At 52.5% G+C, this 8086-nt stretch carries 10 protein-coding genes; 1 reads left to right on the top strand and 9 read right to left on the bottom strand.

Going from position 1 to position 8086, the window contains the following annotated elements:
• Positions 1-2405: MiiA motif-containing surface protein (locus HMPREF2626_RS07240; RefSeq protein ID WP_246818944.1), on the top strand; the 2405-nt coding region annotated here is incomplete at its 5' end.
• A gap of 1005 nt (positions 2406-3410) precedes the next feature.
• On the opposite strand, the gene HMPREF2626_RS07235 is transcribed toward HMPREF2626_RS07240, so the two are convergent.
• The 9 genes from HMPREF2626_RS07235 to HMPREF2626_RS07195 all read right to left on the bottom strand — a co-directional run.
• The gene (locus HMPREF2626_RS07235; protein ID WP_070619451.1) at positions 3411-4025 is read right to left on the bottom strand and encodes an ABC-2 transporter permease; all 615 of its coding nucleotides are present in this window, start codon (positions 4023-4025) and stop codon (positions 3411-3413) included.
• Positions 4026-4886 (bottom strand): phenol-soluble modulin export ABC transporter ATP-binding protein PmtA, encoded by an 861-nt coding sequence (locus HMPREF2626_RS07230; protein ID WP_070619448.1) that lies wholly within the window; start codon positions 4884-4886, stop codon positions 4026-4028.
• A 3-nt stretch (positions 4887-4889) separates the two neighbouring features.
• Positions 4890-5261 (bottom strand): GntR family transcriptional regulator, encoded by a 372-nt coding sequence (locus HMPREF2626_RS07225; protein WP_070619445.1) that lies wholly within the window; start codon positions 5259-5261, stop codon positions 4890-4892.
• Positions 5262-5573: 312 nt separating this feature from the next.
• Entirely contained in the window at positions 5574-6392 is an 819-nt protein-coding gene (locus tag HMPREF2626_RS07220) for a CHAP domain-containing protein (protein ID WP_070619442.1), read from the bottom strand.
• Complete coding sequence (locus HMPREF2626_RS07215; RefSeq protein WP_070619439.1) at positions 6367-6600, bottom strand: phage holin; 234 nt, start codon at positions 6598-6600, stop codon at positions 6367-6369. The genes HMPREF2626_RS07220 and HMPREF2626_RS07215 overlap by 26 nt, the downstream gene beginning before the upstream one ends.
• Positions 6591-6857 (bottom strand): hypothetical protein, encoded by a 267-nt coding sequence (locus tag HMPREF2626_RS07210; RefSeq protein ID WP_070619436.1) that lies wholly within the window; start codon positions 6855-6857, stop codon positions 6591-6593. The genes HMPREF2626_RS07215 and HMPREF2626_RS07210 overlap by 10 nt, the downstream gene beginning before the upstream one ends.
• Positions 6858-6919: 62 nt before the next feature.
• The gene (locus HMPREF2626_RS07205; RefSeq protein ID WP_070619433.1) at positions 6920-7174 is read right to left on the bottom strand and encodes a DUF2922 domain-containing protein; all 255 of its coding nucleotides are present in this window, start codon (positions 7172-7174) and stop codon (positions 6920-6922) included.
• A gap of 23 nt (positions 7175-7197) precedes the next feature.
• Positions 7198-7395, bottom strand: coding sequence for a DUF1659 domain-containing protein (locus HMPREF2626_RS07200; protein WP_070619431.1), 198 nt, complete (start codon positions 7393-7395; stop codon positions 7198-7200).
• Between the two features lie 68 nt (positions 7396-7463).
• Positions 7464-8086, bottom strand: a 623-nt coding sequence (locus HMPREF2626_RS07195) for a sigma-70 family RNA polymerase sigma factor (RefSeq protein WP_210382806.1), incomplete at its 5' end; no start/stop codon positions are given.

Below are 8086 nucleotides of genomic sequence, written 5' to 3'. Positions count from 1 at the left end.
TTGACCCAGAAACAGGCAAAGTTTCCGTAACCCCTGGTACTAAGGTAGACGGCCCAATCACTGTCACTGTCGAAGACAAGGATCTTCCAGAAGGCAAACAAAACTTCGTCGTTCCAGTTGAAGGCCACGAAGCCGGCCGCGACGACAACGGTACAGATAAGACCCAAGCAGATCTTACTGACCCAGTTGTCCCAGCTGAGAAAACTCCAGTTGCTGACAAGACCAACTTAACTGACGACGAAAAAGCCCAAGTTAAGAAGGCCATCGAAGACGCCAACAAGGATAAATTCCCAGCGCCTAAGGAAGGCCAAAACCCAACCACCGTTGAAATCGGCAAGGACGGAACTGCTACGATCACTTACCCAGATGGTTCTAAGGACACCATCCCAGGTACGGACTTAGTTCGCGAAAAGACCAATGTCGACGCTAAGAATGTGAAACCTGTTGACCCAACAGACGACAAGCAAGGCACCGGCATTAAAGTCAACAACCAGGACAAAGACACCACAGTCACCGCCAAGGACGAAGACGGCAAGGCTGTTCCTGTTGTCATCAACCCTGAAACCGGCGAAGTGGAAGTTACTCCAGGTACAAATGTTGACGGTCCAATCGTTGTTACAGTTAACGATCCAGATCTCCCAGGCGGCAAACAAGAAGTGACCGTTCCTGTTAAGGGCCACGAAGCCGGCCGCGACAACAATGGTTCAGACAAGACTCAAGCAGACTTGACTGACCCAGTTGTCCCAGCTGAGAAAACTCCAGTTGCTGACAAGACCAACTTAACTGACGACGAAAAAGCCCAAGTTAAGAAGGCCATCGAAGACGCCAACAAGGATAAATTCCCAGCGCCTAAGGAAGGCCAAAACCCAACTAAGGTTGAAATCGGCAAGGACGGAACTGCAACCATCACCTACCCAGATGGCTCGAAAGATACCATCCCAGGTACGGACCTCGTTCGCGAAAAGACCAATGTTGATGACTCAGCGGTTAAGGAAGTTAACCCAAGTGACGACAAACAAGGCACGGGCATCAAGGTTAACAATGCGGATAAGGATACCAAGGTGACTGCTAAGGATGAAGACGGCAAAGATATTCCTGCCGTAATCAACCCAGAAACTGGCGAAGTTGAAGTGACTCCAGGTGCTAATGTTGACGGCCCAATCACCGTGACTGTAACGGATCCTGAACTCCCAGGCGGCGCCAAAGTCATCACCGTTCCAGTCAAAGGCCACGAAGCTGGTCGCGACGACAATGGCTCTGAACAATCGGCTAAGCCTACGATCGAAGCCATCCATGAAGGCGACGAAATCGTGGAAGGTAACGGCGTGCCAGATGCTAAGATTGTGGTGAAAGACAAGGACGGCAAGGTCATTGGCGAAACCACAGTTGACGGTATCGGTAACTGGTCTGTCAAAGTTCCTGCCAACAAACTTTTCGCTGGGGACAAGGTGACGGTTGAACAAACCGAAGAAGGTAAGAAGCCTGGCGTTGAAACCGCAACCGTTCAAAAGGCAACGGGCGAAACCACGCGCAAGGGTGACCCAGCTGTCGCTTACCCAATCGAATCCCACCCAGTCGTTAAGCATGTCGGCGACAGCTTGACCGCAGACGACATCATCAAGGCCATTAAGGTAGTCGGCGTTCCTGAAGGCTCTTACAAGTTAACCATCAATGAAGGTCAAACACTTCCATCAACCGATAAAGTGGGCGACGCCATCATCGATGTGACCGTTACCCTACCAGACGGCACCACCGAAGCTGCCCAAGTATGGGTCATCGTGAAAGCTAAAGGCGGCGCAGCTCCTGAGGTCAAGAAGCCAACCACCGTGGACGACTCCCAAGTCAAGGAAGTCAACCCAACCAAGGACCAACAAGGCACTGGCATCAAGGTCAACAACCCTGATAAGGACACCACAGTCACCGCTAAGGACGAAGACGGCAAGGACATCCCTGTTGTCATCAACCCAGCTACCGGTGAAGTGGAAGTGACCCCAGGCACCGATGTTGACGGCCCAATCACTGTAACCATCACCGATCCAGAATTACCAGGCGGTAAGAAGGAAGTCGTGGTTCCAGTCAAAGGCCATGCAGCCGGTCGCGATGACAACGGTTCTGACAAGGTCGTCACACCAAGCAGCAATGTCAAACCAGCCAAGCCAGCCACTCCAGCTGCCAAACCAGCCGCTCCTCAAAAAGCAGCCCCAGGCACTGTCAAAGTGGACAAGAAAGCACCAAGCGCTCTTCCAAAAGCTAGCCAAGCAGGCCAAGGCCATGCCAAAGCAGCCCAAACGAAGACCAAACTCCCACAAACCGGAGCCCTAGTCGGCCTAACGAGCGGCCTCGCCCTCGCCTTAGTCGGCGCTGGTAGCTTACTGGCACTCGGCAAAGGCAAGAAGAAAGACTAAGCTCTCTCTTGATTGCTGAAGCTGCATAATAAGAAGCCCTCGCACGAGCATGTGCGGGGGCTTTTTGTGTGGGCGGATATAATATGGAAGGAAGTGGAATTTTTGGGGTGGGGAGGTTTGCGAGGGGCGAGTTAGCGACATGAGGCGTGAGATGTGACGGTATCTTGGAGATATAGCGACATAAGGAAAAGGATATGTCGCTAAGTCAGGTGGAAAGCGACACAAGGGATAGGGATCTGTCGTTATCTCGGAGACTTAGCGACACAAGCTGGCTCCTTATGTCGTTAACTGGCAAAGAAACTGCCAGTTCCTAAGAGGAGAGGCAGTATCGTGCTTAGAAGCTGCCAGTTCCCAAGAGGAGAGGCAGTAAGTCGGTAAGAAACTGCCAGTTCTCAAGAGAAGAGGCAGTAAGTCAGCAAGAAGCTGCCTCTTCCCAAAAGGAAAGGCCCTTTCTCCGCGAGAAAGAGCTTCATCATAGGGAAAACTAGGAAGTTCGCATAAATCGAAAAGACAGGCTGCTATTCTTGTCCGTTTGAGGGGGAGGCAGCCTGGCTTCTTATAAATTGGGTATTAATATAGTAGGAAGAGGTTCAAAATAGTAGGCCTGGCTTGTTGAAACGGCATTAATGCTGAAGATATTGCCGAACGAGACCTTGTACCGGCATTAACGCAGAGGATAATGCCGAATCAGCTGCTTCACCGGCATTAACGTGAGGGATAATGCCGAATGAAGCTGCCCACCGGCAACATCGTAGAGCATAATGCCGAATCAGCAGCCCGACTGGCATTAACGTAGAAGCTAATGCCGAACCAGTCCGCTTAACGGCATTAACGTGAGGGATAATGCCGAATGAAGCCGCACACCGGCAACATCGTAGAGCATAATGCCGAATGAGCTGCCCGACCGGCATCAGCACGACCGACATTGCCGAATTCCAGCGCACCCCAACTCCAAAAGCGACCACGTAGTCGCTTTTCAGATCTACAGGAATTACCACACAACGACTAGAGGTCTTTATGCTCGTAAACTTTCACGGTTAGGATGAAGAGTGCGCTGGTGAGGACCAGGCAGACCAGGCTGGCGGATAAGACGAGAAGGGTGGGGTCGAGCGACTGGAGGTAGCTGATGAGCCCTTGGACGAAGGCGCTGGTGAAGATGGTCCAGCCAAATGTGATTAAGAGGAGGAAGAGGGCGATGCTGATATAGTTCATGAAGTCGGGACCGAAGAGGGTATAGGTGAATTGGTAGCCAACGAGTAGGAAAACCGCAAGCAGGCCCAGCAAGAGAATTTCAGTCAGGCTATTGGCCGTATAGCCGGGGATCATGGCGTTCAAGATGATGAGCGGAAGGATGAGGGTGGCGACTTGCAGGAGGTGGGAGAGGATCTTGCCGGCGACCACTTCCCTGCGAGAGACGGGGAGGCTCTGGATCAATTGCTGGTAGACCCGCTTGTCGTCAAGCCCATCCATGTTTCGGATATTGAAGAGGGTGAGCATAAGGCCGAGTGTTAGCGGGAACTGCCCATCTCCTACGATAAAGAGGGCGAGAAGACTCACCACTAAAGATAACAACAAGAGTTTGCGACCAATTAACCAGTCTTTGTAGAGTAAGGCTTTCATTTAATGGGCTCCTTTCAAGCTGTAGACCATGATTTCTTCCAGGGAGGCGGGTTCGATGAGAACTTTATCGCCATAGAGCTCACAGAAAGTGTCCGCTTCTTGAGTCAGGCCGACAAAACCAGCAGATGTTTCCTTGAGCCCCGCCAGCAAGGACCGGGTGTCGGCGTCGAGCAGGTCTGTCGCTCCCTTGACCAGGCGGAAGCGGTCGAGTAAGTCGTCTTTGGCTTCGTCCATGACAATCCTCCCGTCTTGGATCAAGACCACATAATCGGCAATCTTTTCCAAGTCAGTCGTGATATGGCTGGAGAAGAAGACGGTCTTGTTCTGGTCTTGGATCAGGTCATAGAGCAGGTCGAGGATTTCCGAACGAACGAGGGGGTCTAGGCCGGATGTTGGTTCATCGAGGATAATCAAGTCCGCATGATGGCTCAAAGCCACCGCCAGCGACAGCTTAACCTTCATCCCCGTCGATAAGTCCTTCACCTTCTTCTTTGCCGGCAGGCTAAAGTCCTGGCAGAGCTGGCGGAAGATGCCCTTATCCCACTTGGAATAAAAACCGCCCACGACCTTACCGATAGCCTCCACCGTCAAATTCTCGTAAAATACATTCTCAGGATAGACAAAACCGATCCGGTCACGCGCCGCCTTGCCAGCCTCCTGGTGGTCCAGGCCGAGAATTTTAATCTCACCGGCATCGGCTTTAACTAGATCCATAATGAGCCGGATAGTCGTCGACTTGCCCGCACCGTTGGGGCCAATAAAGCCGGTGATATAACCTTTAGGGATCTGTAAATTCATCTGATCAATGCGGAAGTCTCCCAGATTTTTGGAAACATTGATCAGTTCAATGGCGTCAGTCATTTCTTATTCCTCCATTCTGTCTTGGATGCGCTGAGCCAGGTCCTGGGCACTGAGGCCGATACTCTTGGCCTTGGTCGCGATCTCCCCCAGGCCCTGGTCGATCTCAGCCAAGATCTTCGCTTCAATCTGGTCTGTATCTAAGTGGGCCACATAAGTCCCCTGGTAGGGCACCGTCATTAAAAAATTTTCCTGCTCAAGCTTCTCATAAGCCTTCTTGACCGTGATCACACTCACTTCTAAGTCCTTGGCCAGCTGCCTAATCGAGGGCAATTGCTCTTCTTCCTGCAATTCTCCAGATAAGATGTTGCGCTTAAGCTCTTGGACAATCTGCTGGTACAGGGGCTCCTTGGAAAATTTGGATAGGGTGATCTTCATTGGCACAGCTCCTTTGTATCTAGTGTATACTCTTTATATACAGTGTATACTGGGAGGGAGATGCTGTCAAGTTGGATGAGGGAATGTTATTGGTAAGCAAAAAGCCAGGCGGTCTCTCTAGTCCGCTTGGGGGTGGGAGAGCGTGCCTGGATTTTACTATAATATAGTAGGAAGGCGTTCAAAAATTTGGAGATGAGTTTTTGAAACGGCATTAATACAGAAGATATTGCCGAATCCCAACCCACCACCAGCTCCAAAAACGACCACCTGGTCGCTTTTGGAGCTGGATTTTGATTTATAAGCGGAAAAATTTTACGGCCTAGCCACATCCTGCTCAAGCAACCAACCCAGGTAGACCCCCGGACTGGCCAAGAGATAGGCCTTCCGACTGCGGCTCTGCTTGACGGGCTTCTCGTCAACGAGCTTATAGGTCTTGCCCAGCACCTTGGGATGGATTCGCTCGCCAGTCTGCCAGTGGCTGGCGTGCTGGGCGATGGTAATTTCCCTGGCGTCACGTAATTTGACTAATTCATTGACGGCCTGCTGGACGGTCGATGGATTGTGGCCAGCCTTCCGGAGGCGGTATACTCTATCAGCCCCGTTGCCCCACTTGGCGTCTAGAACTTCTTTAGCGAGCTGGTAGTCCTTGTCAGTAGGCTTAACACTCGAACTATAGCGTGGCCTAGCGTAGCCCTTGATTCGCCAGTCATTCCACCTGAAGCGATTGCGGCGGACCATGTTCCCGGAATTGCCTTCAATCGTAGTGACTTGACCTCCAGAAACGTTCTCCACAAAGCCGATGTGGTCCGCAAAACCGGCCCCGTCCCAATCAAAAGTAATGATATCGCCTGGCTTGGGGTAGACCCGTCCTAACCAGATCCCGAGCTGGCTAAAACGATGGATATGGCGCTGGACGCCACACTCTCGGCCGATGAGGGAACTCGCTCCTACTTCATCACTGACCGCCGTCACAAAGGCATCGCACCAGTCGTCGGCATAGGTCATGGTGTAGCCGACTGGACGGGGAAGAACCGCATTGTAGCGGTCGATCAGTGCCTTGTGTGCACCCAACCACTGGCGGACGCCTATATACTTCCTGGCACAACTAAGGATGTCTTGGACGCTGACCATGCCCATCACCTCCCCCATAATAATGCTGGCTTGAAATCTGTAGGATGGTCCCCAAGAAGGCCGTGCCCAGGTTGATTAGCGTTACCCAGACATCAACAGCCTCCCAGTAGAGGACCTCACCAACCCCTTTTACTAAGACGGCTAGGGCGGGCAGGAAGATCAAGACCAACCACTTGGCCTTGTCGTAAGAATCATTATCTAAGAACATGTGACAACCTCCATTTCTTTGAGTCTTTCTTGAAACTTCTGAATGGCTTCTTGGTGGACCTTGATCTGGTAACTGTGGACACCAACTTCCTGGGCCAGTTCCTGACGAGCTTCCAGCTGGCGGTCCAGCGTTTCCTGAATACTATCGATCCGAGTGATGAGGTCATGGATGGCGGTAATCAGCCGAACCAAGCGCCGAATCAGCGTGACCAAGGTTAAGACCGCCCCTGCTAGACTTCCAATTTCGATAAGGGTCATCGCTCTTTCCTTTCTATAAAAATAGCCCCGCTGATCGTACAGCGAGGCCAGACTCGAGGGACTTAGGCTTGGGCGTCAGCTTCCCCAGCGACGTAGAGCTCATCCACCTGGCGGGTCACATAACGGGCCGATACGGCTTGGTCATAGACCAGGGTGCCCTCAGGTGTCACAAAGGCGTCTGCCCCAGCGATGGCTTCGATAGCGGTCTGGGCTTCTTCCGCACTGACATCCAGACGCGGCTTGGCAACAGTGATGCGGGTGGATTTTCCTAAACTATTCTTGAAGTTGAGTTCAAGATTTTGCGTGATTTCTGGCATGCTTTATTCCTCCTTCTAAGCTCTTAGGCAAACACATTGGTAACGACTTCGGCAACGGCGAAGATGTCGTAGGCGGACAGGCTGGCGTAGGCGTCTTTGACAGCGGTGGCCTCTTCCGTGGTTACGCCTTCCTTCAAGTTATTGATATGGATCTTCTTGTCTTTACCTGACTCCTGGTCAAAGCCGATGAGCTGCAGGCGGGCGCTTTCGAATACTTTCATTTTTGTTTCCTCCTTTTTTTGGCTGGGTCATGCATGACAGCCTAAGAACGAGAATCGGGCGATAAATGTCAAGGGCGGAGGATGTCGGCTAGGGGGAGGAGCTTCTCCCGGAGGCGCTTGACCCGGCAGTGGACGGCTTGGCGGGAGACGCCGTCAGTTTCTGCGATACTGGTGAGGGAATGGCCGGCCTGGAGCTGGCGAACGGTCTGGAATTCCTTGGGCGTGAGGATGGTCTTAGCCTGGGAGAGGAAGACCTGGACAGCCAGTGAATGTTGGCGCGGCGCTTCGTCTCGGAGGTAGTGGAGGCCTTCTAGGGAGCTTGTGTCCTGGGGCTTGCGGCGGAGGAGGTCCAGGCAGTACCAGGACAGGGCGCGTTTGAGATAGGCCGTGAAGCGGAAGCGGTCCTGGTCGAGCAGGTCACCGTCAAAAGATGCCGCCACCTTGAGAGCCTTGAGCCGGAGTTCCTGGAGCAGGTCGTCGTAGTCCGCGTGATGGGGCGCAATGGAGAAGTTGGCGAGCACATGGTGGAAGAGGGGCGTGAACTGGTTGAGAATGGCGGTTGAATTGGGCATGAGGGCTCCTTTCTTGGGTCGGTCAAATTGTAAAAAGTGATGGACTGCTGAGCATGCGTTTCGCTGTTGAAGTTGGTCCTTGAAAAGCCATGGCACCGGTTCGGGCCAAGGTCCCTCAC

It is taken from the genome of Aerococcus sp. HMSC062A02 (genome assembly GCF_001809535.1).
GTDB lineage: Bacteria > Bacillota > Bacilli > Lactobacillales > Aerococcaceae > Aerococcus.
Note: the sequence above shows the minus strand (reverse complement) of the source record. Positions and strands in the feature narration are given on the sequence as shown.

What these genes read in the sequence shown, in the direction of transcription:
- HMPREF2626_RS07235 (WP_070619451.1), bottom strand. Translation starts at nt 4,025, where the DNA reads ATGAAAGCCTTACTCTACAAAGACTGGTTAATTGGTCGCAAACTCTTG.
- HMPREF2626_RS07230 (WP_070619448.1), bottom strand. Translation starts at nt 4,886, where the DNA reads ATGACTGACGCCATTGAACTGATCAATGTTTCCAAAAATCTGGGAGAC.
- HMPREF2626_RS07225 (WP_070619445.1), bottom strand. Translation starts at nt 5,261, where the DNA reads ATGAAGATCACCCTATCCAAATTTTCCAAGGAGCCCCTGTACCAGCAG.
- HMPREF2626_RS07220 (WP_070619442.1), bottom strand. Translation starts at nt 6,392, where the DNA reads ATGGTCAGCGTCCAAGACATCCTTAGTTGTGCCAGGAAGTATATAGGC.
- HMPREF2626_RS07215 (WP_070619439.1), bottom strand. Translation starts at nt 6,600, where the DNA reads ATGTTCTTAGATAATGATTCTTACGACAAGGCCAAGTGGTTGGTCTTG.
- HMPREF2626_RS07210 (WP_070619436.1), bottom strand. Translation starts at nt 6,857, where the DNA reads ATGACCCTTATCGAAATTGGAAGTCTAGCAGGGGCGGTCTTAACCTTG.
- HMPREF2626_RS07205 (WP_070619433.1), bottom strand. Translation starts at nt 7,174, where the DNA reads ATGCCAGAAATCACGCAAAATCTTGAACTCAACTTCAAGAATAGTTTA.
- HMPREF2626_RS07200 (WP_070619431.1), bottom strand. Translation starts at nt 7,395, where the DNA reads ATGAAAGTATTCGAAAGCGCCCGCCTGCAGCTCATCGGCTTTGACCAG.